At 38.0% G+C, this 25,907-nt stretch carries 22 protein-coding genes; 2 read left to right on the plus strand and 20 right to left on the minus strand.

Annotation, left to right across the window (positions count from 1 at the left end):
• Nucleotides 1–24: 24 nt before the first annotated feature.
• The 12 genes from MKY09_RS14805 to MKY09_RS14860 form a co-directional block, all read right to left on the minus strand.
• A complete protein-coding gene (locus MKY09_RS14805) occupies nt 25–684 on the minus strand; it encodes a hypothetical protein (protein WP_240949612.1) in 660 nt (219 codons plus the stop codon).
• A 153-nt stretch (nt 685–837) separates the two neighbouring features.
• Entirely contained in the window at nt 838–2,403 is a 1,566-nt protein-coding gene (locus MKY09_RS14810; protein WP_169358746.1) for an LXG domain-containing protein, read from the minus strand.
• Nucleotides 2,404–2,528: 125 nt separating this feature from the next.
• Entirely contained in the window at nt 2,529–2,978 is a 450-nt protein-coding gene (locus MKY09_RS14815; RefSeq protein WP_169358745.1) for a DUF5085 family protein, read from the minus strand.
• Nucleotides 2,975–3,433 (minus strand): DUF5085 family protein, encoded by a 459-nt coding sequence (locus MKY09_RS14820; protein ID WP_251552701.1) that lies wholly within the window; start codon nt 3,431–3,433, stop codon nt 2,975–2,977. The genes MKY09_RS14815 and MKY09_RS14820 overlap by 4 nt, the downstream gene beginning before the upstream one ends.
• A 234-nt stretch (nt 3,434–3,667) precedes the next feature.
• Nucleotides 3,668–3,967: a YwqI/YxiC family protein gene (locus MKY09_RS14825; protein ID WP_169358744.1), complete on the minus strand. Its 300-nt coding sequence runs from the start codon at nt 3,965–3,967 to the stop codon at nt 3,668–3,670.
• An 18-nt stretch (nt 3,968–3,985) separates the two neighbouring features.
• On the minus strand, nt 3,986–4,330 hold the full coding sequence (locus MKY09_RS14830) for a DUF5082 family protein (RefSeq protein WP_240949620.1): 345 nt from the start codon (nt 4,328–4,330) through the stop codon (nt 3,986–3,988).
• Between the two features lie 2 nt (nt 4,331–4,332).
• On the minus strand, nt 4,333–4,875 hold the full coding sequence (locus MKY09_RS14835; protein WP_342567013.1) for a type VII secretion EssA family protein: 543 nt from the start codon (nt 4,873–4,875) through the stop codon (nt 4,333–4,335).
• Nucleotides 4,865–7,711 carry a type VII secretion protein EsaA gene (esaA, locus tag MKY09_RS14840; protein WP_342567014.1) on the minus strand — a complete coding sequence of 949 codons (2,847 nt, stop codon included), beginning with the start codon at nt 7,709–7,711 and terminating at the stop codon, nt 4,865–4,867. The genes MKY09_RS14835 and esaA overlap by 11 nt, the downstream gene beginning before the upstream one ends.
• On the minus strand, nt 7,708–12,186 hold the full coding sequence (gene essC, locus MKY09_RS14845; protein WP_342567015.1) for a type VII secretion protein EssC: 4,479 nt from the start codon (nt 12,184–12,186) through the stop codon (nt 7,708–7,710). Before essC ends, esaA begins: the two co-directional genes overlap by 4 nt.
• Before the next feature lie 70 nt (nt 12,187–12,256).
• Nucleotides 12,257–13,669 carry a type VII secretion protein EssB gene (gene essB / locus MKY09_RS14850; protein ID WP_342567016.1) on the minus strand — a complete coding sequence of 471 codons (1,413 nt, stop codon included), beginning with the start codon at nt 13,667–13,669 and terminating at the stop codon, nt 12,257–12,259.
• A 13-nt stretch (nt 13,670–13,682) separates the two neighbouring features.
• Nucleotides 13,683–13,922 (minus strand): EsaB/YukD family protein, encoded by a 240-nt coding sequence (locus MKY09_RS14855; protein ID WP_169358738.1) that lies wholly within the window; start codon nt 13,920–13,922, stop codon nt 13,683–13,685.
• A 116-nt stretch (nt 13,923–14,038) separates the two neighbouring features.
• Nucleotides 14,039–14,332, minus strand: coding sequence for a WXG100 family type VII secretion target (locus MKY09_RS14860; protein ID WP_169358737.1), 294 nt, complete (start codon nt 14,330–14,332; stop codon nt 14,039–14,041).
• Nucleotides 14,333–15,239: 907 nt separating this feature from the next.
• Between MKY09_RS14860 and MKY09_RS14865 the strand changes: the two genes are divergently transcribed.
• Nucleotides 15,240–15,713 carry a DinB family protein gene (locus tag MKY09_RS14865; RefSeq protein ID WP_342567017.1) on the plus strand — a complete coding sequence of 158 codons (474 nt, stop codon included), beginning with the start codon at nt 15,240–15,242 and terminating at the stop codon, nt 15,711–15,713.
• Nucleotides 15,714–15,894: 181 nt separating this feature from the next.
• On the opposite strand, the gene MKY09_RS14870 is transcribed toward MKY09_RS14865, so the two are convergent.
• The 8 genes from MKY09_RS14870 to ytxJ form a co-directional block, all read right to left on the minus strand.
• A complete protein-coding gene (locus MKY09_RS14870) occupies nt 15,895–16,737 on the minus strand; it encodes a 3-hydroxybutyryl-CoA dehydrogenase (protein WP_342567018.1) in 843 nt (280 codons plus the stop codon).
• A gap of 319 nt (nt 16,738–17,056) precedes the next feature.
• Nucleotides 17,057–18,241, minus strand: a complete 1,185-nt coding sequence (locus tag MKY09_RS14875) for an acetyl-CoA C-acetyltransferase (RefSeq protein ID WP_342567019.1) — start codon at nt 18,239–18,241, stop codon at nt 17,057–17,059.
• A 12-nt stretch (nt 18,242–18,253) separates the two neighbouring features.
• On the minus strand, nt 18,254–19,750 hold the full coding sequence (locus tag MKY09_RS14880; RefSeq protein ID WP_342567020.1) for a long-chain fatty acid--CoA ligase: 1,497 nt from the start codon (nt 19,748–19,750) through the stop codon (nt 18,254–18,256).
• Nucleotides 19,751–19,781: 31 nt separating this feature from the next.
• Nucleotides 19,782–20,366, minus strand: coding sequence for a TetR/AcrR family transcriptional regulator (locus MKY09_RS14885; RefSeq protein ID WP_342567021.1), 585 nt, complete (start codon nt 20,364–20,366; stop codon nt 19,782–19,784).
• A 21-nt stretch (nt 20,367–20,387) separates the two neighbouring features.
• Nucleotides 20,388–21,536, minus strand: coding sequence for an acyl-CoA dehydrogenase family protein (locus MKY09_RS14890; protein WP_342567022.1), 1,149 nt, complete (start codon nt 21,534–21,536; stop codon nt 20,388–20,390).
• 215 nt (nt 21,537–21,751) lie between these two features.
• Nucleotides 21,752–23,533 carry a mechanosensitive ion channel gene (locus MKY09_RS14895; protein ID WP_342567023.1) on the minus strand — a complete coding sequence of 594 codons (1,782 nt, stop codon included), beginning with the start codon at nt 23,531–23,533 and terminating at the stop codon, nt 21,752–21,754.
• Nucleotides 23,534–23,900: 367 nt separating this feature from the next.
• The gene (locus tag MKY09_RS14900) at nt 23,901–24,731 is read right to left on the minus strand and encodes an STAS domain-containing protein (protein WP_298470460.1); all 831 of its coding nucleotides are present in this window, start codon (nt 24,729–24,731) and stop codon (nt 23,901–23,903) included.
• 15 nt (nt 24,732–24,746) lie between these two features.
• On the minus strand, nt 24,747–25,079 hold the full coding sequence (gene ytxJ, locus MKY09_RS14905; RefSeq protein ID WP_342560378.1) for a bacillithiol system redox-active protein YtxJ: 333 nt from the start codon (nt 25,077–25,079) through the stop codon (nt 24,747–24,749).
• 259 nt (nt 25,080–25,338) lie between these two features.
• Between ytxJ and MKY09_RS14910 the strand changes: the two genes are divergently transcribed.
• Entirely contained in the window at nt 25,339–25,821 is a 483-nt protein-coding gene (locus MKY09_RS14910) for a YusW family protein (protein ID WP_169358728.1), read from the plus strand.
• Nucleotides 25,822–25,907: the final 86 nt, after the last annotated feature.

The following is a 25,907-nucleotide window of genomic DNA, read 5'->3' on the forward strand; positions in this document are numbered from 1 at the left end:
TAATGAGTCAACTCCATTCATTTATTAAGCTTCTATCCCTCGTTTTCTTTTAACCTTTTGATCCTCACTGGAATACAAATAGCCTCGCTCATTAAAATTAAAACTCTTATATCTATACTTACAATATAAGATGACTAGTTGTTCTGGTAAAATGAACATCATCACAAAAAAGGTGAGGATGCCCCCTACAATGAGAATAGCAAAATTAGAATCATCGAAAGCTGAATTTTTAGCAAGATACTGTATAACAAATACTACTCCAACTCCACCTGCAATAGCACCTGGAAGAAATGACATAGATTCTAATTTACTTCTTTGTTCATCCTTTTTAGAGCCCTTACGATATTGGCCTTTTTTAAGCAAAATATAAAAACGTATAAATGTGGAGATTAGAATAAATAAACCTAGGGATAAAATAACATACGTAACCATTAACAAAGATTTTGTACTAGTTATTGCCCCCCCGTATGTAGACCCTAATAAAAACAGGGACAATAGTAAAAAAGGGAATGTAGACATATTATGCGTAACAAGGATACTCAGTAAATATTGGATTCTACTACTTTTTCTATATACTGCAGGTATGGAGTAAATAATAGAAAATACACTTAGAATTATAGTCAACCATAAATGAACACTTAAAATTTTCTCATGATTAGGGAATAAAGTCTCTCCCTTTGTCAAATATGAGAGGACTCCATACAGTAGTGATTGTAAAAATATACTTATTATTAAAACAAAACTAATATTGCTTGGACTCTGTCTGCCCGATTCCAACGGTCCCCTCAATACTGAAAAATCTTCTTCTACTAATCTCATCTTAAACCCACACTTTCTTTAGCGGAACCATCCTTTAATATGATCCATAGCAGATTTTCCGCCCTCTTTCTTACTAGTCAATGCTATATTAGCAAGTATCCCTAAACCTACACCAATAGCAGTTCCAACACCTGGAATAGGAATCGCAACTGTGAAACCTACGGTAAATGCAGTCTGGACTGCTCCACCAACCGCAGTCTCTACAGCTGTGTCAACTGTTGCTCTGGCGGCTGCTTTCCCACCACTAAGCCCTTCACTTTTAGCTGTATTATAATTACTAAAATAATTGGCTGCTGCTCCTATTGGTCCTAATGCTTTGGTTACGCCTTTAAGTCCAGGTTGAGCCATTCCTTTAATGTCTACAATATCCTTAAAAGACTTTCCTATTCCTTTTGCTGTAGCGGTACCAACAGTTTTAGCTTTTTCAACGCTAGTAGCCTTGTCATTCCAATATGCAAGATTAGGATGTTTTTTTAATACCTCATCCCCGGTAGTTGACCACCCACTAGAATTTGGTTTTTGTGTGGCATACTTTAAATCCGTAGTATTATTTATTGCTTTTTCGTGATGTTTTTTACTCCATTTTTTATCTCCCTTAGGAAGACCTTTGTTAAAGTCTCTAAGTGCTTCAGCATCAGGAACTACTTTTAAATGCTTCAATGCTTCACCGTTTGCCTGAATCTTATGTGTATACTTTCCTGTTTTCGAGTCATATACACGTGAAGTTCTTAACACTCCTTTTTTACCGGCTTGATACATACCATAACTTGATACTAGACCAGTAGTAGCAGTATTAATACGTTTTAGGAGCCCTACTTCCTCTTTAATCTTATCCACATCACTTTTGGTATTAGCCACGTCATTTGGGTCACTGGACTGATCCTTATCCTCTACATGTTCTAAGGATGGGTCTTGGGTATCTAGTTCGGTTTTAAGGGGGTGTTCCGCCGTATAGTCCTTCCATACATCCGCCTGGAAATCTATGTCTGATAGTCCATCATTCATCATGCCCTCAATGTCTAATAACCATTGTTCCATACTTAATAAATCCTTTTCAACAAAAAGGAGATTATTCGTTTGAGTCATATCAAATTCACATAAATCCGAAACCGTTAGATCTCTCTTTTTTCGAGAATCATTAACGCCTTGCTGTACTTCACTATCGTTTAAATGTGGGAGCGCAACAATATCAGATACCTGATCCATAATAGAATTAGACTCGTCTGTAAGTGATTCTGTAATTTTAGAAATGGCGGTTAGTCCCTCTTCCACTTCTCCCTCTAAAAATGTTTGCTTAATATAACCATTTGGATCTGGCTCTAACCCCTCTAAAGCTAGCTTCATCTGAGAAAGCCTTTCCTTAAATCCTGTTTGAAATATCGTAAAAAACTGAAGGAAAGGGATGTGACAATCGTTGTAAAATGCACGAATGGTATTTCCACCTTGACCCTTTAAATGATCCTCCATTGCGACGAGACCGCTGATTGTCTTTTGAATTTGCTGCATTTCCTGTTCTACCCGTGTGAGCATATCTGTGTTTCGCTGTATACCGTCTTGAAAAGGACGAACATCAAGGACTTTCATAAGGATACCTCCACTAATCAGTGTTATATTTTCTATCCAAAACATCGATAGTCATTACGCTTAGATTTTAGTTGGTATGTTACAGGTGCCTGGCACCTGTAACATACCAACTAAAAAAATAATGATTATAGTACACCTAGACTCATTTCTACGAAGCTTTTTTCGGAGTTATGCATTTGTTTCATTTGGACAAAAATGGGTGTTTTTTGTGTTAGCTGCTTCTGCTCTGCATAGCCAAATAGCTCCCAGTATTTTTCCTGTGATTTTATGTCGAAGTCATGCATAATTCTAGTCATTAGCAGATTGTCTACAAGAAAATAGCTGCTAAACAAGACCGCCTCTTCCTCAGGCACAGAGAAGTATTTTTCTTCAATAGGCAGGAAGATTTGTGCAGTCATTACCTCTGCGGTAGGGTCACTAATGATTGAGAAGAACATAGTTCCTGTAGGCGTGTAATTATACTTCTCTAAAATTTGGATAAAATCGGCAATAGCTAAGTCAATTTCTTCAGGGAGAAAATTATAAAGCTTAGAAGCTACATTCCGATAGGCAATTTGATGGTTCGCTACTATCATTTTTCAGCCCCCTGCCCTATTACAGGTACATATAAATCAATAATAAATTCACCGTAAACATCTAACAGGACACAATAATAGTTATCTTCTAGCTCTATGTCATTTTCTATTGCATAGGATTTTACTTTGTCATAGGCTGCCGTGAAATCTACTTCCTGCTCTGCTTGTCTTAATAGCAGGGCCTTTTCAACCTCTAAGTGCTCGATAAATGAAAAATGAGCATCTTCATTTAATACGACTGCTGTACTTATTGGTAAATAGTAATTAAATAAACCAGTTTCTGCATCGTTATCGTCCTCTTTATAGGAAAAAAAGATAGGCCCATTTTTGTACACTTCATTATTTAGCGTAAAGTTTTCCAACTCGAATATTCCTTCTTGCCAATTTTCTTTTTTATCTTTTACTTGAAAGGAAAGCACATTGTCAAATAGCAAAGAACATAATTCAATTCCCATGGATGATCACTCTTTCGTCTGATTATTTTAAAGCTTTCTCGAATTTCAAACGTATATTAAGATACTAAATCTCATATTTTTTCTGGAGGTACCGTAATAATGAAATTAACTAAAATATGTAAATGTATCAAAAGAAATGAAAAATAGACTTAGCATATTTAAAATTTCTAACCGCTCTTTTTCTAAAAAAGAGACACTCTTCTGCTTATAGAAGAGCCTCTCCTATTGTCAATGTTAATTCGCTAGCATCTTGTGTCCACCTGACCCATTTATACCAGTAGAAATTGTCTCATCGGTCTCTTTCATAAACTCAACCGAACTAGTAGTAGTAAGGATATTTTCACCTAATAGCTGTTGATATTTTATTAACAAAGTTTCTAGATTTACGGAGAGCTCATTTAACTTAGTAGCCACATCTAGCACATTTCCTTCAATTGGCGCCTCTTTTGTAGGATTTAACGCTTCATTTGAGGCTGTCATTTGCTCTAATTGGTTCTCTACATCCGCATAAACAATTTTTATTTCCTCTGACATATACATACACCCCCGCTATTATTTCATATTGTTAGCCGCTTCCTCAGCTAAAAGCCGATCAATAGTCGCTTGGATACTAACTATCTCTGCTTGAAGTTCAGCAATTTTTGCGGCAATTGCATCAAATACAGCACTAAATTGAGTTCCTATAATCTCTAAATACGGTTGACGTATTCCCGATTCACGAATATCATCAAAGGCTGTCGCAAGCGTCCCATGCCAAGTAGTAGGAGTAAGCTCCGGTTCCTTACATTTAGGTTCATTGGACTGGAATTCTCCCTGCTTCCCTGTGAGAGAAGCTTGACACGCATTTAACCTAGCTATCTTCGCTTTAACTTCTGCTAGCTTCATATACCAATACATAATCAAATTAATTCACCCTCCCTTATACCCTTCTTCTTTTTTGGAGTACCGTTTGACGTTTGTGCGAGCTTTGGCAAAAATACTACAAAGAGAATAATAATCCCACTGGCTATCATCAATAGGAAAACAAGTGTAAGCAGGTTGCCATTTGAACTTCCTTCTTGCTGTTGCTGTGAGAAGTTCCCTTTTGTTCTTGTCTCTTTCTCCCCAGAAGTGAAAAGCTTTAATTCTAAGGAGCGTGCTGCCACCGTACTATTCTCACCTCTTTCATCACTTAGGAAAAGGAAAGATGAGTCAGTACGATTAGGCAGCTTCTTCCTACCATCAAAATATATATCAAACTGCTTAATAGGAATCGTGTTTTTCATTTCTGTTTTCTTCACATCATGCAGATAATCCGTATTTTTCTTAAATTCAAGCTTTTCATATAACAAAGGCTCTAATTCATCGATTGTTTTATTTTCATCTGCTAGCACTACCCCACTTTTAGGAAAACAAAGTAGCGCTGTACAGAGGACAATTAAAATGATTTTATTAGCCTTCATACGCTTCATCTACTGTCGTAGCGTTTTGGCCATTGTTCTTGCTTACAAAATAGGATACTACTAGCATTATGATTGCTATAACGCCTGTAATGATTACTCCCATTATAAAGTTTGTTTCCGCCTCATATTTTATTGAAAGATACACGTTTGATAAAATATCAGGTACGTTCACATCTGGCACCGCTAAAATCAGCAGTGGAATAATGTAAATACACATAAGTACTATTCCAGCTAGCCAGCCGGCTGCCTGACCAAACTCTAATGCTGCTCGAACAATGGATGCACTTGCTAATAGTAATAGCACCGTAAATATCGTCCATTGAATGGCACGATCGTCGTTTAAGATGTACATATTAATACTGTATAGGCTAATAATAATCCCAACTAAAAGAGATAAGATGATGGTCATTGCTATACGAAGTCCAACTGCCCCATCCTTTAATTGATACGTAAAGTAACCTATTAGTAGACTACTAATCAGTAGGACGATAAATAAGATAACTGGTGGAACCTTTTGGCCCTCCTCTGAGACAGCAGCTGCTCCTTTTACTCCTAGTGGATTCACAAAATGGTTAAATGCATAACCATTTTCCTGTCCATCTACATAAGTGTTTGCTAGGAAGCTTTGTATGTCCCCATCAAAATCAGACATAGCATCCACGTTTGTCTCCCATTTGTTACTAAACTCATCAGATGTAGTTTTAATGTTATCTGCTTTTGCGTGTAATTCATTTGCGTAATTTACCAAGTTATTCTGACGGTCCGATAACGTATTCATCATTTGACTAAGAGAAACTAGCTGATTACTTACATTTTGTTGACTGGATGCAACTTCTCCCTCACCTACTGTTTGCTGAGGTTCTGCACCTAACATAGTAGCTGGGTTTTGAATTTGCTGCAGCAATAAATTCGCCTGCTTATCAATCGTATCTAAATCATTTAGTAACGATAAATGCTGCCCTTCCACTGTTTCTCTTTGACCGGACATAATAGCAGCAAAGGTTGTGCTTAAATCGGTCATTCCTAATTGAGTTTCCGGTATACTTTCTTCTACTGCAGTCCAGCCTTCTAATTCTAATTCATTAACATCTACCACATTTTTAAGTAAGGCTGTTAAAATTTCGTCTTCTAGCAGGGCATCCTTGTTGGTGCTTTCCCCTCCTTCATTCAACGTATATTCAAACTGCTCTAAAGTTGCATAATAGGACAATAAAGAGCTTAGCTCTGTATTGGTAACTCTTTTACTAAATAACTCTTGTAATCTAGTTTTCTGTTCGGCTGTTAGATTAGCATGAGTCAATAATGCTTCTTCTTTTTGACTAATCTCCAACCCTATCCTTACCGTATCAGCCGGGTAGGTGTCTATAATTTGCTGCACGGATTGATATTCCCTGTATACGGCCTGATAATCTGTTAAAAGACTTGTATATTCCTTAGCAGCAGTAGCATAATCATTTGTTCCTTCTTGATTGGAACTGCTCCACACGTTTTCTTTTTGAGAAATAAGCGCGGTGACATTTGTCAATTCACCTTGTAGCTGATCCAAATCAGTTAACAATGTAGACTCTGGATCTGTTTCAGCTATTTTTGTTTTTAAAGACTGTAGAGCTGTAAGGATTTCATTAACCTTTGTACGCTCCTCCTCTAAAGTAGGAAGAAGTGTCCCTGTTTTTGCTGCAGCCTTTTGTTCCATTTCTGTACCGATTGGAACTAGTTGCTGTGGATCAGTTCCAACATCCATTATCCCTAGTACAGCAGTACCGTTCTTTCTTGCCTCAATTCCTTTTTCTAAGCTTGCAAGCACCGAGTAGTTATAGCGATCGATTGCAGTTTTTTGAACGACAAGTAAGTCATTAAGCTGGCGATCTACCTCACTTTTTCGGAGCTCAGACAATGCATTGAACTTCTCCTGGTTGGCATCTATAATATTGTTCACTTTGTAAATTTCATCATTTAACTTTTCGTTGCTATCTTCTAGCTGCTGGACGGTTTTATTGAAATGCTCTGCTTGAGAAGCGGCAGCAACCTTTATCTTTGCAAGACTGTCATCTTGGACTTGTCTTAAAATTTCTTTTTGACTATCCTGGAACGTTTTATATTGCTGGACGTAGCTGATAAATCCAGTCATTTGGTTCCCGAAGGTTTCTGCATTTTCAATCCTTGCAGCGTGAGAATTATTAGCTGAACTCATTGTTGAAAGCAATCCAGCCATCTGTTCCTTTTGTCGTTTCATTTCTTCAGCAAGTGTTTCAGATTCCGGCTTATAGTAAGCTGACATCGTCGATAGAAACTCAGTTTCCTTACCTAATATATTCGCAAATTCCTTTTTAATATGATCCATTTCCTGTGCTACGTATGTCCAATAAAGAGTAGACACCTTTTCATTTACACGATTGGTAGCTGACTCGATCTCATGCAGCACTCTCTCTTTTCGTAGCCCAGCCTTTTGTGAATGCACCTTATAAGAGAATTCTGCTCTTTCCGGATTTTGCTGATCATAAGACATTACATTGGAAGAAAAGTTAGAAGGGATATAAACGATTGCCTCATACTGATTTGACTTCAACCCATTTTCAGCTGCCCCTCGGCCGACTACCTTCCATTCATATGGTGAATCGGTAGCTAGTATCGTCACTACCTCTACCCCCATGTCAATACTTTCCTGACCTTTTGTGATTCCCTGATCCTCATTGACAATAGCAATAACTCTTTTATTTGGATTGTCTAAATCTAATATGCTGACCCCCATCAGCTGGAAGAACAAAATAGGGAGAGCTAATATTAGAACAATCCCAGCAACTATTTTCCATAATCCCGTTCCCTTTAAATTTTTCATTGGGTGATCTTCCTCTCCATCTTACATAACGGAATTAACACCTTTGTGGCGTTTCCGTTGAATACGTAATGCGCATAGCCTAACGGCAGTTCTGCCTCTTTTCTTTCATAAGGTACTGTATACAGCGTTTGCTCTGATTTTTTCATAAATACTAATCCTTGTCTTACGAGCTTCAATTCATTCGTAAATGCATCGAAGCCTTTTGTAATTTCTGAGTTGTTAGCCGATATAATCACATTAAAGCCTAGATGAGTATATTTTTTCATTAGCTTAGATAGACGATCCTGAATGCCTACATCTGCGAGCTGTAAAAATCTTGTATAGCCATCAATGATGAAATAGGCAGGGACGATTGTTGGTGATTGTCCGTTTTGCAAGCTTTCTAGATAGCTACTTTCCACTTCTACATAATGTTGCTCCACGTTGGTAATCCAATCTACCAATCGATCTTTCGTTTCTAAGTAGTCTACTTTTGGTTCGTCTGAGAATGCTGCAAGACCTCGATCAAATGAATCAAAGATAGCAATAAAGCCATTCTCCATTTCTAATAATTGATGTAATAACCACTTAATCGTATTCGTTTTACCTCTTTGAACCGGACCAATCAGCATTAGATGACGATTTTTATTAAAGTTAATCGGAATCGTTCTAACTGTTTCTTCATCTAAGCCAAGCTGTACTATTCCAGGCATTACGTCATCCTCTAAATAGTTTTGGAAGTTGTCGCTGTTTAACTCAAGCGGCAGCATTGGAATTGGCTTTGGTGCAGGCATATCTGCATAAGCACTCTTCAATGCTTGCACTTTTGACTTAATAGATTCTAAAATTTCGAAATCGTCTACTCCATGTGCTGGGAGGAATAATTGTGCAAACTTCGCTTCTTCTTTTTTAATAATCGCTCTACCTGGGAAAGGCTCTAAGTCAAATGGAACTCTTCCAATTACGCCATACGACTCTGTGCTATCCATTAAATAATGGACTATTTTAGTTTTTAAATTGTTCATGAGTGATTGTCTAATGGACTGTACTCTTGTTGCAGATACAAGCAGATGAATACCTAATGATTGTCCATCTCGGCCAAACTGGATGAGCTGTGCCTCTAGCTCTTCCATTTCCTCACGTACAATATCATAGTTATCCACTACTATGTAAATAAGAGGTAATGGAGATTCTGATACTTTATTGTACATATGGATATTACTCACTTCTGCCAATTGGAAAGCTATCTTTCTGTTGGATATCTCATCCTTTATTAGCTTTATAAGCTTATCTCGTTTTAACTCCTCATCCATCGTAAAGTAATCAGCTGTATGTGGCAGCTGCCTCATAGGAAGAAGAGATCCATTTCCATAATCTAAAATGTAAAGGTGAGCCTCGGCAGGGCTTAGATTGTCTGCTATACCTAGTAAGAGTCTTAATAATGTATAAGATTTCCCATAACCTGAGGAACCAAAGATTCCTACATTCCCGTCCTTCTTCCATTCGTAATAAATTGGATTTTGCGCCTGTTTTTCTGGTTCATCTATCATTCCAAGTAGGAAGGCATCCTCAATTTCTTCTATATGCTTGGACTGAGTAATCCTTAAAGCCAAAGGTGGCAGCCATGGACTTTGGAGCTTTTGGATAGCCATTTCTTCTTGAGTTTGAGCAATTTTAGCAGTCACTGCCTCAATTTCTGTCATTTTACTCTTTTTCTTACTTACCTTCGTTTCAATGCCCGTTAGTGGAATTAGCCCTAAATCAGTGACAATTGCAATGTCCTCTTCTCCTTCTAACGTTTCTTCCATGTATGGCGCACCACTCCAAGCAGATTGGAACAGCTCGTAGACCTCATTATTTCCTACCTGCAAATATCCTCTACCTGTCACGGTAATGGAAGCTGCATCACTATTTTTTAGGATTTCCTTACTATCGTTTGCATCCTGAACCTTCAGCGCTACTCGGAAGCGAGCATTACTCCAAATTTGTTCATCGATGATTCCGCCGGGTTTTTGAGTAGCAAGGATTAGATGTACTCCTAAGCTACGTCCAATACGAGCAGTACTTACTAGCTCCCGTATAAATTCTGGCTCCTCACTCTTTAACTCTGCGAACTCATCAGAGATAAGAAAAAGATGTGGAAGTGGTTCAAGAGAAAGACCGTTTTTATACAGCGTTGTATAGTCATCGATATGAGCAACCTCATACCGATCAAATAAGCGCTGTCTACGTTTAAGCTCACTATTGATAGATGTTAAGGCACGCATACTAAAGTTTTTACTACCTTCAATATTCGTTATTGTTCCTAACAGATGAGGGATTTTCTTGAACGGCTGTGCCATTCCCCCTCCTTTATAATCGATAAGTAAAAACGCAACCTCATGCGGATGAAAATGAACCGCAAGTGATAAAATATATGTTTGAAGAAATTCACTTTTCCCTGATCCAGTTGTACCAGCCAGCAATCCATGAGGGCCATGTGCTTTTTCATGTAGATTTAAGTGAACAAGCTCTTTTTTCCCTTTGAGCCCTATCGGAACTGCAAGAGATTTAGCTGATTCATTTGTCTTCCAATATTGTTGAACAGGAACGTCTTCTACGTCCTTTACCTCAAACATTTCTAAAAAGCTAACTGAATTGGGAATCGAATTTTTCATACCTATTTGGTGATTCAATGTTCGCAGCATACGAGAGAATCGCTCATTAGTTGTAGCGTCGTAGTCATCCAAATAGAAGGGTCTGTTTACAGCCTTACCTTCCTCTATTAAAATATCTCCTTCACGATCATTTACATATCGAACGAGTGTATGAACATTCTCGGTCATCCGTTCCTCAGCCGATTCAGCAAAAATTACCGAGAAACCTAATTCCTTTGTATTCTTTTTCTCTAAGTATTCCATGATGACATGTTCTGCTATTAAAGATGTATCCGAAATGATAAATACTAGATGAGGGGCAAATCTTACTTTCCCTTTCATCTCATCCACATCTCTTTCCCGAATTATTTCGTAAAGTGAGGACAACAACTGATCACGAGTTTCCTCATTGTGGATTAAGCCTTTCGCATGCATGTTTGGAAGTGTGGAGTGAGGGAGCCACTTCATCCATTCATAATCCTTGTATTCTTTGTGATTAAAAATATTAATCACACGAATATCATGATAGCTATGAGCAAAGGCTAGCTGTCCAATTATTTGTTGAAGCTCCCGTTTGACCACATTTTCCTTACCAATCAATCCTAAAATACCTTGATGTAAATCGGTTGTTATTGGTGCAGATTGGATGGTTTGATATACTTTTTCCATTCTTTGCGCCTCTTCAAGTAGGTCATCCACTTCTCTGTTTGCTAAATCCCCAGAGCTAAGCTTTATTTCATAGCTTGATGGGACATCCCCAATGCCTAATCTAAATTGCAGAAAGTCATGGCTTTCTAAACTTTTCTCCCAAATTCGTCCCGATAACTCCTCTGTCATTATCTTCATTTTTTCAAAGGATGGATAATGATACTCGAGCACAAACTTTTGCTTTTCCGATAAGCCATCCAGCTCTTCTCGTAAATTTGCCATATAGGCCGCATAAACTCTTCTTCGCTTCGCTTCGTTTTCTTTTCTCTTTTTACGTTCCTTAAAGAAATTAATCGTAGATGTAACAAGGACAGCCATGAACATCGTGATCGATATGATGACAAATACCCCTCGTGGAACAAAAATGGTAATCGTTCCAATCGCAATTAGCATGACAAGCGGTAGTGCAATCGTCATCAATAATCCTCGACCTGCTGCATCACTTTCCTGAGCCGGAAAGGAGATAGATACTTTATCCTCTGGTAAGTCATAAATCATCCGAGGTGTTCTTCTATATTCAGGGTACATAGCATATCTTTCCGTTTTAGGTAATTCTATTTCAGGTAGCGTGCTTATATATTCCTTACTTGTCACTATTTCGATTAAATCTCTTTGAACCAGTTTAATCTCCATAAAAGCCCATTGTAGTACATCGCCGAGCTGAATAATTTGGTTAGTACCGCAACGTTTTCCGTTTAGATATAAAGGACATGCAAAATCCTTTTTGATAATCCAGCCATCATTGATTTTATTGAAAGAGAAATGACCAGTCTCCACTTCAGGGAACATAATATTCGTGCGATGAAAGGTTGCTTGTTCCTCATGACTGTCGAATGACACTTCGTTTGTATAATCAATAAAATAAGTTTTTGTCTGAACCGGTAAAGAAGATACGAACACTTTTAAGATCTTATCTCTCTGCTCAATTGCAAGACCACTTTCTTCTGTCAACACTCCCAATTCTTGTGCCCCGTCGTGAAGGACTAATTGATTTTCCTTATTTTCAATCCTTATTTCTCCAAAAAGAAAAGGGAAACTTTGGACGGTCACATCATGCTCTATAGCAGGGCCAATGGTTAGTGTTGTAAACTCTCTTTGTTTTATCTCTAATCGTTGATAATCTTCTCCATAAAATACCCATAGCTGTAACAACCTGAACACCCTCTTTCGTACCCTGATAGTTTATTAAAATAGCCAAATAATAAGTGAGTAGTTTCTAACATCAATTAGCTGCGTTTTCTTCAGCTGCTGGTGTTTCTGGTGCAGCTGGTGGTGCTTCGGTTGCAGTTGGTGTTTCCGGAGTCGCAGGTGCTGGTGTTTCTGCTGGTGCGGTTTCTGATACTGGTGCAGCCTCCGGTTCTGCTGTTTCATTTTTTGCTTCTTTTTCTTTTTCTATTTTCTGTGCTTCTTCCTCTGCCTCTTTTTCAGCTTCCTCAGCTTCTAGCATTAGCTTTTCAAATTCCTCTACCTCTTGGTCAATTTCATTCAGAAGAATTTGCATTTCTTCACCAGTAAGGTCTTTGTCTGCTTTAACTTCCTCGCGTCTTTTTAGTAACCCAAAGGTAATTAGCTCTCCGTCCTCCATCGCTCTTGCTATATCCACTGCATCTTCTGCCTCACCTCGACCTAGGTGAATCCAATATTTCAAGTACTCTGCATCTGTTTGAAGGGTTATATTAGATAACACATTTTTCTTTTGTTCTTCGTCTAATCTTTCATTAGTAACCGATGCGTACGCTAACTCATACAGAACAATGTAGGGCATCCCTTTTATCGAATAAGGTTCTAATAAGGTCACTACCTGACTATAATTTTGTCCTAGAAAGTATTCATGGCTAAGTGTATAAGCTTCGTTCTTTGGCTTTTCATGTACAAAATAAATGATAGTAAAAATGATTGCAGGAAGAATTAGAATGCCAAGTCCGATTGCTAAGTATTTAGTCCACTTCCATTTCTTTCTTGGTAGCTTGATATTGCCCATTTCTACGATTTCAAGCTGTTCCATTTTTTCTGTAATATAGTCCAATAGAGCTTGGTTATCCTTCATACCCATGATGGTAGCTCCAACTTCCTTGAGCTCTAATATTTCGGAGTACTTTAAGTACTCTTCAAAGGTGAATGAATTGTCTATGGCTGCTGCTACCACTGCTTTTGTTTCAAGCCAGAGCCTATCTTCATCTGTTTCATACGGAGGTAAACTTCCTAATACACCATAGTAAAGAAACATTGGATCCAAAGCCTTGCTAAAGATTATATTTTCCGGGCATACTATTAGGTTTAGTCGGGGATAAGGGTGAGAGTAAACCTTTTCTACTAGCTGATAACCTAGCATCCACCTAGATTTTTCTTCTTCTCGATGAATGTCTCTAAAACGCATATGGTCTTTTGGAATCTCGGCTTGAACGATTAATTCGTCGTCAGTAATAACAATCTCCTTAGAGATCTTTGGGTTAACTTCTTTTAGGAAGATTATTTCCTCGGTACGCTTAAAAGCAACTCTTTCCTTTTGAAATACAAAGGTGGTTTTATTGGCTTCCTCATTAATTTCCGCACCCGTACGATTTTTCAAATATGTATATGGTCTATCTTTAAGTTTGGTTTTTGTTTTGCTCATATCTTTCTGTTTAGGGGCCATGTCCATTTCTCCTTCAAATGATTTCAATTCGGTCGCCGGTCGTAATGCCGCATTCAGACATTGTTAAATGCCCAGGGAATAATTTATCCTTGTTTACCACGCGTATCCAATGACCCTCACGCTTTGGGTTGGAAATGGAAGCGGCCTGCCACGCAATATCAATCATCTTTTTCATCGTGTAGTAATCAGATAGTCGGAGGTCAATAACTTTCCCGTTATACTTTGAAAGGTCAACTGTAATTTCTATATACAAAATGTAACACCTCTCCTAAAGAGTGTAAGCTTGCTTAAAATAGTTGAAAATGAAGGAAAAGCGCCTTCCAATATGGAATGACGCTCTATATATTGCATCCTGAACAATACTCCAAGTTACCCTCTGATTTGGCTTGCAATTTGTTGATCTGCATCTTGTAGAGCTTGACCAGTGCGGCTTAACTGTACGCTAACTTCGCTTAATAGCTCACGCATATCATTGAAATGTGGCTTAAGTCTTTCATATTGTTCAGCAAAGGCTGCACTAGAAGCACCTTCCCACATAGATTGCAATTCACCGATCATACCGTCCAAACGACCGATTTGAGAAGCAACCTCACTTGACTCATGACTGTAACGTGATGCCATTGCATCCAACTCAGCTGGTGTTACGCGAATAATTCCTGACATTTCATACATCTCCCTTTTGTTTAGTATTTTGATGAATTTATAAAATAACTGTGAGAGCTAACTACAAGATGAACTTGCCGTTCCTTCACAGATACTTCCAATACACTTTACTTCTTTTACCAAATACATTACAAATATTTTACAGAAAATATTTGTTAATGGATATTTTTTACTTTTAATATACTTCTAACTATTTAATTTACTAAAAAAACCATTTACTATAGCCATATCCCCCTATTTGGTAATCTCTAAACCTCTTACCTTATATTTTTTTTAGAGATTAAAAGGAGTTTAAGTCCATTGCCTAATATAATAAATAACATTCTCAAACTAAGTAGTCAAAGCATCCAAAAAAATCAAAAAATAACCTTAGAACTAAACGCTCATAGACTTTTGTCCCGTTAATTTAATATTTTAAATTTAATAATATATTTTTACTCTAGATAATTTATTATTCAAACTAAAATATCAATAATTTATCATTCTTAACATAAACCAATTATTTTGACCCATTTTTTGTAACATAGCATCTATCAAATATCTTAGTTCGAAGATACTTGAACTCATAATAACTTCCATCAAAAATTTTCTCCAACTCTCCATTCCATTACAAAAACATTACAGAAAACATTAAAAACATCATTATAAATACCATTTTTATTTGTTCAGATGCTGTGTTATATGGGCCCAGTTTGTTACAGGTGCCAAGTATGTTACAGGTGCCTGGCACCTGTAACATACTTGGCATCCGAAACATTTTTTCGCACAAAAATATAAAAACAACAATCAAAATAAGTTAAATATAACAAGATGTAATGGAGCAGAAGGAATAATATAATTTCTTGTTGAATACATTGTTATCCAACAAGAAGCGAGTAGAAAGCTTTTTACAAAAGGGGAATACGGTATGAACGTTTACTGTAAAGGTGTTTTTAAAGAGATGGATTTGGCGGTTAACTCTATTATTAAGTTGATAGAGACTTTGAGCGATGAAGATTTAAATATTAAACCAACTGAAGGAAAATGGTCGATTGGAGAGCTACTATCGCACATGTCAGTTATATGTAAAGCCGACTATCTGATTGGAGCTGGAGCTTCGGAGGAGGAGATGGACCGTTTCTATGAGGAAGCTGAGCCGGAAACGAATCGGAAGGCAATAGCTGATGCTCTAATTAACAATTATAACTATCTAAAAAACGGCATAGCAGGATTACGGGAAGATGAGCTGTTACAGGAAACGACTTCATTTTTTGGAGTAGTTCATTCACGTTATGAATGGCTATTAGATACTCAAGCTCACCTGTTTCATCACCGTGGGCAGCTGCACTCAATGATTGTTCATGTTCTAAAACAAGAACCGAATATCCAATTGTTTGAGTAAGCCCAAAATAGGTATTTTAAAAATTTCATTTTGTGGTGCTAACGGAGTCGCTATTTAAGGAAGGTAGAAAAGGCTTAGAGTTGTAAATAACTCTAAGCCTTTTTATCCGTGAAATATACACGGTGGATTTACGTTTTGCACATAAAAAAACCACAATCCATGGTGGATGTGGTTTTGTATTTTAATACGTATAGAAGCCTCTGCCCGTTTTTCGACCTAGCTTACCGGCTCTAACATATTTTCTTAATAGGGGGGCAACTCGATATTTGGTGTCTCCAGTTTCTTCAAATAATGTCTCTGCTACTGATAAAAGTGTGTCCAATCCGATAAGATCCGCTAGCGCTAGTGGACCAATTGGTTGGTTTGTTCCTAACACCATCCCTTTATCTATATCTTCAGCAGAAGCGATGCCTTCTCCTAGAACGAAGATAGCTTCATTGATCATTGGAACTAATATACGATTTACGACGAATAACGGAGCATCTAATATAGTAATGCTTTCTTTTCCGCTGTCTTCTACTAGTTTTTTTACGGTATCATATGTTTCATCACTAGTTTCAGAGCCTTTTATGATTTCTACTAATTTCATGACTGGCACAGGATTAAAGAAATGCATCCCAATGACACGGTCAGGTCTCCCAGTTGCGGATCCTATTTCCGTAATACTTAAACCAGAGGTATTGGAAGCTAAAATGGTTTTTGGGTCACAAATTGCATCCAGTTCAGCAAAGACTCTTTTCTTAATATCACGATTTTCTAATATAGCCTCTATTACTATATCAAGTCCTGCTAGTTTGGTTTTATCAGTAGTGAGCGTAATTCTGCTTAGTACCCGCCCAATCTCACTAAACTCTTTATTTTCCTTTTTATAAAGCCTCCATAAATTAGCATCGATTGTAGATGCCGCTGTTCTTAGTATCTCGTTATCAATATCACAAAGCGTGACCTCATGTCCCGCTGAAGCCATTACTTGTGCAATGCCATTTCCCATGGTACCTGCACCTAATACACCAATTTTCATCATGATAACCTCCTAAAAACTCTTAGATGTTCTTTGTAATCCTTATTCCCTCATTATTCTTTTTGACACATATCTAGCTTCAATTATCAGAATATTATCTAATAATAACATTATACTTCCTATTCCATTAGTTATCTAGAGAAACATGTAAATTATGGTTTAAAAGTAAAATTGATTGCTCCCGAGTATAAATAACTACTTAAATAATAGACGAACACTATCCATCAATAAAATCATATGTAAAACGTCTACCTCTAATAATCCAATTAAATAGCTCTAAAAAAGACTTCTACTTTAAAAAAAGTAAAAGTCCTATACTAAATTAATTTACATTCTCTATAATGACGGCAATTCCCTGGCCACCACCAATACAAAGACTTGCGACTCCATATTTTAACCCTCTTCTCTTAAGCTCATATGCTAAAGAAAGGAAGACACGAGTACCACTTGCCCCAACTGGGTGACCTAGTGCAATTGCTCCTCCATTGACATTTGTTTTGTCTCTATCTAATCCTAACTCCTTTTCTACCGCTAAATACTGAGAGGCAAAGGCTTCATTTACTTCTATTAAATCTATTTCCTCTAACGTCATTTCTGCACGAGCAAGTGCTTGTTTAATTGCCGGTACGGGACCAATCCCCATAATGGACGGATCAACGCCCGCTATCCCCCACGAGATAATCTTAGCTAAAGGCTTAAGCTCATGCTTCTCCACGGCCTCACCGCTTGCTATAATAACCGAAGCCGCTCCATCATTAATACCACTAGCATTACCCGCCGTCACGGTTCCATTTTGCATAAAGGAAGGCTTAAGGGATGCCAGTTTTTCCTGAGTAACTTCACCCTTAATATGCTCATCCTGATCCACCATTATAGTTCCCTTCCTAGAAGGAACCTCTACAGCTACTATTTCCTCTGCAAATCTGCCCGATTCCTGTGCATGAGCTGCTCGTTTTTGGCTAAGTAAGGCAAACTCGTCCTGCTCTTCTCGAGATGAGCTATATTGCTCTGCTAGCTTCTCAGCAGTCATCCCCATGCCACTTCCTATATACTCATCCGTTAACGTGCTAAGCACCATATCCTCATACTTCATTGTCCCCATCTTACTACCACCAAATCTAGCAGTAAAATTTGCATAGGGAGACATCGACATATTTTCAGCACCACCTGCGAGAACAATATTCGCTTCGCCTAACAAGATCATTTGAGCACCCGATACAATTGATTGACAGCCGGAGCCACATAAGCGATTCACATTCATCGCTGGAACCTCTACTGGTATACCCGCCTTTAATCCGATATGACGTGAAAGGAAAGCTGCGTTCGTACTAGAATGAATGACGTTTCCATATATGACATGATCGATTTGATCCGGCCCGACTCCAGATCGTTTCATTGCTTCTCTTGCTGTTGCTGCACCTAAGTCATCTGCTTTAACTTGAGCAAAGGATCCTCCAAAGCTCGTAAATGCTGTCCTTGCTCCGTCTATTAAATAAACTGTTTTCATCCACTATTCCTCCTAACTGTTTCGAAGAGAATTCTTTAAAACCTTTCCACTCGCATTTCTAGGAAGGCTTTCCATAAAGTCGACCTCTACTGGCATTTTAAATTTTGCCAAGCGTTTAGAACAAAATGCCAATATTTCTTCCTCCGTTATCTCATTTCCATCTTTTAAAACAACAAACGCCTTAGGCACTTCCCCATACACTGTGTGAGGGACTCCAACAACTGCCGCCTCTAGCAGCTCGGGAACTTGATAGAGAACTTCTTCCACCTCCACGGGATAAACATTCTCTCCGCCTCGGATAATCATATCCTTCTTTCGATCAACAATATAAAGCAGGCCATCTTCATCAAACCTACCTAAATCCCCGCTATATAACCAACCATTTTGGATTGCCCGATTCGTTTCCTCCTCGTTCTTTAAATAACCTTTCATCACCTGAGGACCCTTCACGACAATTTCTCCTACCTGGCCATGTGGTAACGGATCTCCAAACTCATCAACCACTTGAACTTCTGTCTTCGGTAGTGCTTCTCCTACAGACCCGACCTTATCCAGTGCAAAATGGTCCTTTAAGGTTGTTGCTGCCGGAGAATTCTCTGTTTGCCCGTAGAGATTTTGAACCTTTACATTTGGCAATAAAGATTTCACCTTTCGAACGAGCTCATAAGGCATTGGAGCAGCACCATAAGTCAATAGTCTCAAACTTGGAAGCTCTATTTGTTTAATTTTTGACGTGTTCAGTAAAATACTGTACATCGCAGGTACTCCAAAAAATATAGTAACTTTCTCTTGCTCCATTGTAGTCAACGCCTGCTCCGGAGAAAATGCCTCCTCTATGACAATTGTCCCTCCCGCATAAATTACTGGAATGCTAAAGACATGACTCGCTGCGCAATGAAATAGCGGTGCAACAATCTGCATTCGATCCCTTTCATTCAGATCCATTGCTTCTCCCCATATTTGTGCGGTCGCATATACATTTTGAGCAGAAAGCATGACCCCTTTTGGCTTCCCAGTTGTGCCAGACGTATAAAAAATGACACTTGTCTGTTGTTCATTTATAGCGACTTCATTCATAACTAAGCTTGAATCTGCAAATATAGCCTCTAGTGTATTATCCCCACCAACCTGTATGGTGTGTAAAAATCCTTCAAATGTCTCCGGTATTTCATGCAATACAGGTTCCAATCGAACATCATAAACGAGTGTCTTCGCCTCCGAATGCTTGAATATATATTCAATTTCAGGTGCAGCAAGCTTTGTATTAACCGGCATAACTGTAAAACCACCGAGCTGACATGCATAATAACAGATTAAAAAGTAATCCGAGTTATTTAAATATAGGGCGATAACATCCTCTTGTTTATAGCCCTTTGCTTGAAAAAAGCCAGCAAGCCGTTTTGCTTTTTCATAAAATGCGGAATAAGTAATCTCTCTTCCATTGAATTGCGTAATAATGTGATTAGGTCGCTCTTTTACATGTGATGCCAATTGTTCAGTAATTAACATAATAACCAATCTCCTTTTTAATTGATTAAACTCACTTCATTACCTTCAATAAATAATCACTATAAATTTGTTGCAATTCTTCTAGAGATTTATCTCCAGCCTTCTTATACCATTGCTGAATCCAATTTAGAGCACCCAATAGCATCATTCGTACAATTTTAGGTTCATTAATATTGAAATCTCCACATTCTATACCAGCAAGAATTACTCGGTCGAACCAGCCCTCGTACTCATTTCTTTTCTTTAAGATGGGATGAAGGTGATCCGTTGAAAATGTTTCATCCGGCTTAATAATCATGTTAAAGGATTCCTTTTCCTTTACTGCATATTTCACATGAATAGCAATCATTTGGCGAAGCCTTACTTCGTTGGAAACGTTGGAATGAAAAGCCTCGCGAAGCTCGTCAATTGCCTGCTCAAGTACAAGCTCATGACATCGGAAGATCAAATCCTCCTTATTCCTAAAATAATAGTAGAGTGACCCCTTCGTCATTTGAAGCTCTGCTGCGATTTCTTCCATCGTCGCTCGCTGATGTCCCTTTTCATTCATGATCCTCACTGCAGAAAGTATAATTTCCTCTTTCTTTTTCCTAATTTTATTTGGTGAGATTGCCAAAAGGATTACCTCCTTGCGCATTTACAAATCTAGCTTTTTAGCAATAATCATCTTCATAATCTCAGTGGTACCTGCGTAAATACTAGCTACGGGAATATCCCGATATCTTCTAGCAATCTCGTACTCTTCCATATACCCATATCCTCCATGCAAATGTAAGCATTCTGCAGCCACTCGCTTCGCCATTTCACTAATCCACCATTTGGCCATCGCCACTTCCTTCACTAAATCCTCTCCAGCGATGTGACGAGCAGTTAATGAGTTAATATAAGTTCTCCCGATATCAATTTCCGTTGCCATTTCAGCTATTTTAAACTGGGTATTTTGAAACTTACTGATAGACTGACCAAATGCTTTTCTATTCTTTATGTAATCTAGTGTGATTCGAAGCATTTCCTCCGCTTCTACCTGACATTGAATAGCTACAATTAGTCGTTCCTGCTGAAGGTTTTGCATTAAATAATAAAAACCTTTGCCTTCCTCCCCTAATAAATTGTCTACTGGGACTCGAACGTCCTCAAATATCAACTCACCAGTATCACCGCTATGAATACCGATTTTATCGAGCTTCTTCCCATGCTTGAATCCTTCCATGTCTTTTTCCACGACAAGCAAGCTGATGCCTCTATGCGCGGGCTGTGCGGAAGGGTCCGTCTTACAAACGATAATTGCAAAGTCAGCAATCGTCCCATTCGTTATAAACGTCTTTTCTCCATTTAAAATATAATAGTCACCATCGCGACGAGCTGTTGTTTTAATACCCGCCAAATCAGATCCTGCACCCGGTTCCGTCATTCCAATAGCATTGATAAGCTCCCCAGTAACGCAACGTGGCAGCCACCTTTGCTTTTGTTCCTCTGTCCCAAGCTCCGCAATGTAAGGGCTTACAATATCCGAGTGAAGACACATACCACTTGCCAACCCTTGACCAACACGCTCCAACTCCTCCGTTAGAACCATAGAATACGAGAAATCTAACCCTAAACCTCCATACGCCTCATCAACCCATGGACACAAAAAGCCGTTCTCCCCCATCTTCAACCAAAACGAACGAGGAATCTCCCGCTTCGTCTCCCACTCCTCGTAAAAAGGATATGCCTCCTTATCTAGCATTCTCCTTAAAGACTTCCGAAATAGCTCATGCTCCTCTGTCAAAAACGCAGCCTTCACCAACATCCCCTCCTTACTTAATTCAGAAAATTGTTACTATTAACAATTATACAATCCAAACAAACAAAATAAAACTAAAAATTGAACGCCGTTTAAATTTTTTAAAATTACAGAAAGATTGCAGGTGCCTGGCACCTGCAATCTTTCTGTAATCAATTCTCTTACCTTAGTAACGTAAAAACACCCTAGCAATTGCATGCTAGGGTGTCTGTGTATTATTTATTTCTGTTATCGTCGTCATTTGAAGGAAGATCATCATATGGATGTAAATCATCTGTTGACGGGATGTTATATCCAGTGCTCGGTGAATCCTCTTCATGAGCTGCATCCATAGGGTTTTCTGTAGGAGTATCTACACCATTTTGTGGTTCGAAGTCTCCGACTGGTTTAACCTCATCGATATGTGGCCCTTTTCCTCTTCTTAAACTTTTTTCTGCTTCTGAAGGATCACGGAAATTTTCTTTAAATGATTCTTTCATTCCCTTAGCTTCCGCTTTATATCTTTCCTTTGAAACGTCTGCATCCTCAATACTTTTTTCCATTTTACTTAAATAACGAGCTGCGTGCTCACGTCCACCTAAACCAAACGCTAGACCGAACGCTAAAGCAACTCCACCTAAGATTAGGATAAATGCAGAGTTAATGATTGCTGCTGCAATACCTAACTGACTTAATGCCATGAAAAATGCAAAGGCTAAGATAGCGTACTTAGCAACGTAACGTAGGAAATGCGGAGTACCTGATGAATGCTTCATAACGCTTCCTACTAATTTCTCTACTAAACTTGCTAACCAAAATCCTACTGCCAATATAACAACTGCCGCAAGGACATGTGGTAAATAAGCAAATATCGCTGTTCCAAGAGTAACCATAAACTCTAGTTCTAACACTTGTAGAGCTTCCACTACAAACAATAAAATAATAAACACTTGAACGATAGTACCAATTATTGCTGCAAAGGAAGGAGCGGATCCTCCAGTGGAAGCGAAGCCCATTTTACCAAATATCGAGTTGATGCCAAGGTTTTGTAGTAAAGTAACAACCACATCTTTGACCCACTTAGCAACAACAATACCTACAAGCACTAGTACTATTGCTACGAAAATCTTAGGCAGCATTGCTAGAATATTATTTAACATTGCAATTGCTGGTTGTGAAATGCCTTGTAAATCTAAAATTTCCAATGCAGTAATGGAAACCGGAATAATGATTAATACAAATACAACGATTCCTACAATCTTAGAAAGACTCGTACCTTCGATGAAACTAGAAAGCTTCATTTTATCTGCAAGCTTATCTGCTCCTGCAGCCTGTAGAAACTTCTCTACTAATGTACGTACAAGCTTAGCTACAAACCAACCGATTGCAAACACGATTGCAGCTGACACTAGCTTAGGTATGAAATTAAAGAAGCTAGCAAGCATAACTTCCAAAGGTCCACTTAATCCATCAATTCCAAGCGCGTTTAGTACTGCCGGAATGAACAAAAGGAAGATTAAATAATATGCCACATTTGCAGCAGTATCTGTCCATTTAACTTGGTCTACCTTGGAAGGGTCTCCTCCGGTTTTCATAATGTATTTATTTAGACTAAATCTATTTCCAGTCATCTTAATAACTTTTTTAACAAGCGTAGCTAGAACCCATGCAAACAATAAGATGAGACCAGCTTTCAAAATGTTTAGCACACCACCTGTAATCCCTGAATACATAGAGACAAATGGAGATACTAAATTACCCATATTTAAAATAGAAAAGAACAGGATAAATGCAAAGATTAATACAATAAAGAAAACTACCTTACTAAGAATTTTCTCTACTGACCACTCACCCTTAATATTGCCAAGTCTTTCATTGACACGGTACTTCCTTAAAAGCTTAAAGGTAGCATTTTCTAGTAGCTTAGCTACAAAAAAACCTATTAATAAGACCAATAATGCTAATAAAAGCTCTGGTAAAAAGTGAAGGGTGTTCCTCCAATATAATTCATCAAACATTCCATGTCCTCCTTTGTTTTATAAATGTTCCCAACCTCCATCTACCCCTCCTACGATTCTTCTAAACTAAAGAATTTATCAAAAGGGGAATAATCAGCCTGACACATGCAAATCAAATATCCTATATACTTCCTATTTTTAGGTCCTCTGATTTATGAAATTTCACTTGCACTTTTACTAATGAAAGAAAAAATAGCTATTCTAATCATCATTAAGCTCGCGAAGATTCCATTTCGCTCGCTATGCGCTATTTTATTTGAGAAATTCCTTTGTACTTTTTTCTACAATCCTATTTTTGCATAAATAAAAACTGTAGTAGCTCTATGCCACCACAGCTCTATGAAAGAAGCTAAAGTTATAGTACGACTTACTTATTATTTATACTTTCTATCGCTTGCTTTACACTACCAAAGGTTTGGAAGGAACTAAAATCGATTCCTGCTTTGACAATAACCATGGAAAGATTAGGTCGGATGCCGGTGAACAACACATGAATGCCAAGCAGCTCTAATACATTATGAATGGTGAAAATATGCTGAGCAATTTCCTCGTCAATTGTTAGAATACCTGAAAAATCAATGATTAAAAAATCAATGTCCATGTCAGGAATGGTAGGCAATACATAGGTCAACAAATGCTGTACTCTAATATAATCTATAGACCCAACAAGAGGAAGAACTGCTACTCCATGTTGAATTGGTACGATCGGAGCGCTCAAATCGTTGATTGCTCTTTGATGCTCTATGATCATTTGCTCCCTATGGTCCTCATAGACATGCATTTTATTAACCATCCATACATCAAACAAGTAACTAATTTGACTGTTGATGCTTACAATGCTTTCTGAGGTTACATGTAACGACAAACAAATTTCATTCAGATATTCTAAAAAAATGGTTCTACTTTTAACAGTAGTCGCGATATGGGCAGAAAAGCTTGAAAAATTAGCGATTTCATCACTTCGTACTTCATTGATCCAATGAGCTAATTCCTCTTCAGCGATATTTTTAGGTTTATTAAGCGCTGCTCCTAAAATGGATATAAGTTCTTGATTTCTTTTTTTTGTTGTTATATATGGTTCAATATTTATATTTTCATCCATGCTTTGTGCTTCCGCAACAACACGTTTGGTTAGCTCTTCTCCAATTGTTTCTGCATTTTTTACAAGGTACTCACTCACAGTTAAAATTTCATTCATTTAATTACACACCTTTTAAGAAGATTTAGTGGCGATTGCTAGCTCTGTTCGATTGATCTGATGATGAGATGCATTCCAAACAGCTTTCCCGTCTCCGACTAAAAAGACCTGTGGCGACTCATGCTTAACGCCCAAATCACTCTCCATTTCATTTGAAACCGGTCTGCTCTCCCTCACCTTAACTAAATACTTCTCTAATGGCGTGTCAAATGATTCAAATTCTCGAAAAGCCCTCGCACTAATTGGGCAAGTAGTACTGTGTTTTAAAACCAAAATCTTCTGGGCATCAGAAAGCTTTAATACATCTTTCCATTCATCAACACTCGTAATTTCCTTATAACTCGTCACAAAAATCACCCTACCCTTTCATCATTCTCCATACCCTATAAGCTACCCATTAAACCACTATTACACATCAACATCATTATTACAGGTGTTCATTATTACAGGTGCCAGGCACCTGTAATAATGATAATGATAATAATCTATTGGTTCCATCCTAGCTATTAAAAGTAGTATTATCCCACTTTTAGGAAAATATTTGTTTAACGTATATTATATTTGGATATTAAAAGAGTAAGTACGAGAACATCAAGGAAGGAGCAACATGATGATAAATAAAAAAAGAGCGTTAATAATTACATCCATTCTTTCAACTACATTCTTATTAGGAGCTTGCAATGATAATAACGATGAGAATGATGAAAATGTATTGAAATCCGACGTAGTTGAGCCAAACCCAGTTGATGATTCTGCACAAGTTGTTACTAATCCTGAAACAGACTATGGCTTCCAGGAATTCACTTTAATTATCGATACTCCAGACAACGAAGATGCTGTCATTGTAGAGTATAAATTGGACTCATCTTCAGCAGTTTATAAAAATATGCACACGGCTGTAAACGCAGAAGGTGAAGGAGCAGCTGAAACACTTGATCCTATCTTTAAAGACCTAAATTTAACGAAAGAAATGAATACGGAGGATGTAGTAGAAGAGGTTTCAAAAGCATTTGAAGTAGAAGACTTCACTGCGTTTAACCTAGACATCCAATATGATGATGGTGAAACAAAAAATTACGCAGTCAACTAAAACACTAAAGGCCAAAGCGATTTAACTGATCGCCATGGCCTTTTTTATTTCCTCTGAAATAACATCTCATCCACACTCGTCCCACG

It is taken from the genome of Psychrobacillus sp. FSL K6-4046 (assembly GCF_038624605.1).
In the GTDB taxonomy this organism is placed as follows: domain Bacteria; phylum Bacillota; class Bacilli; order Bacillales_A; family Planococcaceae; genus Psychrobacillus.

Excerpts from the sequence above, each read along its gene's own strand:
- MKY09_RS14825 (WP_169358744.1), bottom strand. The coding sequence starts at position 3,967 with ATGTCAGAGGAAATAAAAATTGTTTATGCGGATGTAGAGAACCAATTA.
- MKY09_RS14820 (WP_251552701.1), bottom strand. The coding sequence starts at position 3,433 with ATGGGAATTGAATTATGTTCTTTGCTATTTGACAATGTGCTTTCCTTT.
- MKY09_RS14815 (WP_169358745.1), bottom strand. The coding sequence starts at position 2,978 with ATGATAGTAGCGAACCATCAAATTGCCTATCGGAATGTAGCTTCTAAG.
- essB (WP_342567016.1), bottom strand. The coding sequence starts at position 13,669 with ATGGCCCCTAAACAGAAAGATATGAGCAAAACAAAAACCAAACTTAAA.
- MKY09_RS14860 (WP_169358737.1), bottom strand. The coding sequence starts at position 14,332 with ATGTCAGGAATTATTCGCGTAACACCAGCTGAGTTGGATGCAATGGCA.
- esaA (WP_342567014.1), bottom strand. The coding sequence starts at position 7,711 with ATGAAAAATTTAAAGGGAACGGGATTATGGAAAATAGTTGCTGGGATT.
- MKY09_RS14870 (WP_342567018.1), bottom strand. The coding sequence starts at position 16,737 with ATGATGAAAATTGGTGTATTAGGTGCAGGTACCATGGGAAATGGCATT.
- MKY09_RS14880 (WP_342567020.1), bottom strand. The coding sequence starts at position 19,750 with ATGTTAATTACTGAACAATTGGCATCACATGTAAAAGAGCGACCTAAT.
- MKY09_RS14875 (WP_342567019.1), bottom strand. The coding sequence starts at position 18,241 with ATGAAAACAGTTTATTTAATAGACGGAGCAAGGACAGCATTTACGAGC.
- MKY09_RS14900 (WP_298470460.1), bottom strand. The coding sequence starts at position 24,731 with ATGAATGAAATTTTAACTGTGAGTGAGTACCTTGTAAAAAATGCAGAA.
- MKY09_RS14835 (WP_342567013.1), bottom strand. The coding sequence starts at position 4,875 with ATGAAGGCTAATAAAATCATTTTAATTGTCCTCTGTACAGCGCTACTT.
- MKY09_RS14910 (WP_169358728.1), top strand. The coding sequence starts at position 25,339 with ATGATGATAAATAAAAAAAGAGCGTTAATAATTACATCCATTCTTTCA.
- MKY09_RS14830 (WP_240949620.1), bottom strand. The coding sequence starts at position 4,330 with ATGTATTGGTATATGAAGCTAGCAGAAGTTAAAGCGAAGATAGCTAGG.
- MKY09_RS14865 (WP_342567017.1), top strand. The coding sequence starts at position 15,240 with ATGAACGTTTACTGTAAAGGTGTTTTTAAAGAGATGGATTTGGCGGTT.
- MKY09_RS14895 (WP_342567023.1), bottom strand. The coding sequence starts at position 23,533 with ATGTTTGATGAATTATATTGGAGGAACACCCTTCACTTTTTACCAGAG.
- MKY09_RS14810 (WP_169358746.1), bottom strand. The coding sequence starts at position 2,403 with ATGAAAGTCCTTGATGTTCGTCCTTTTCAAGACGGTATACAGCGAAAC.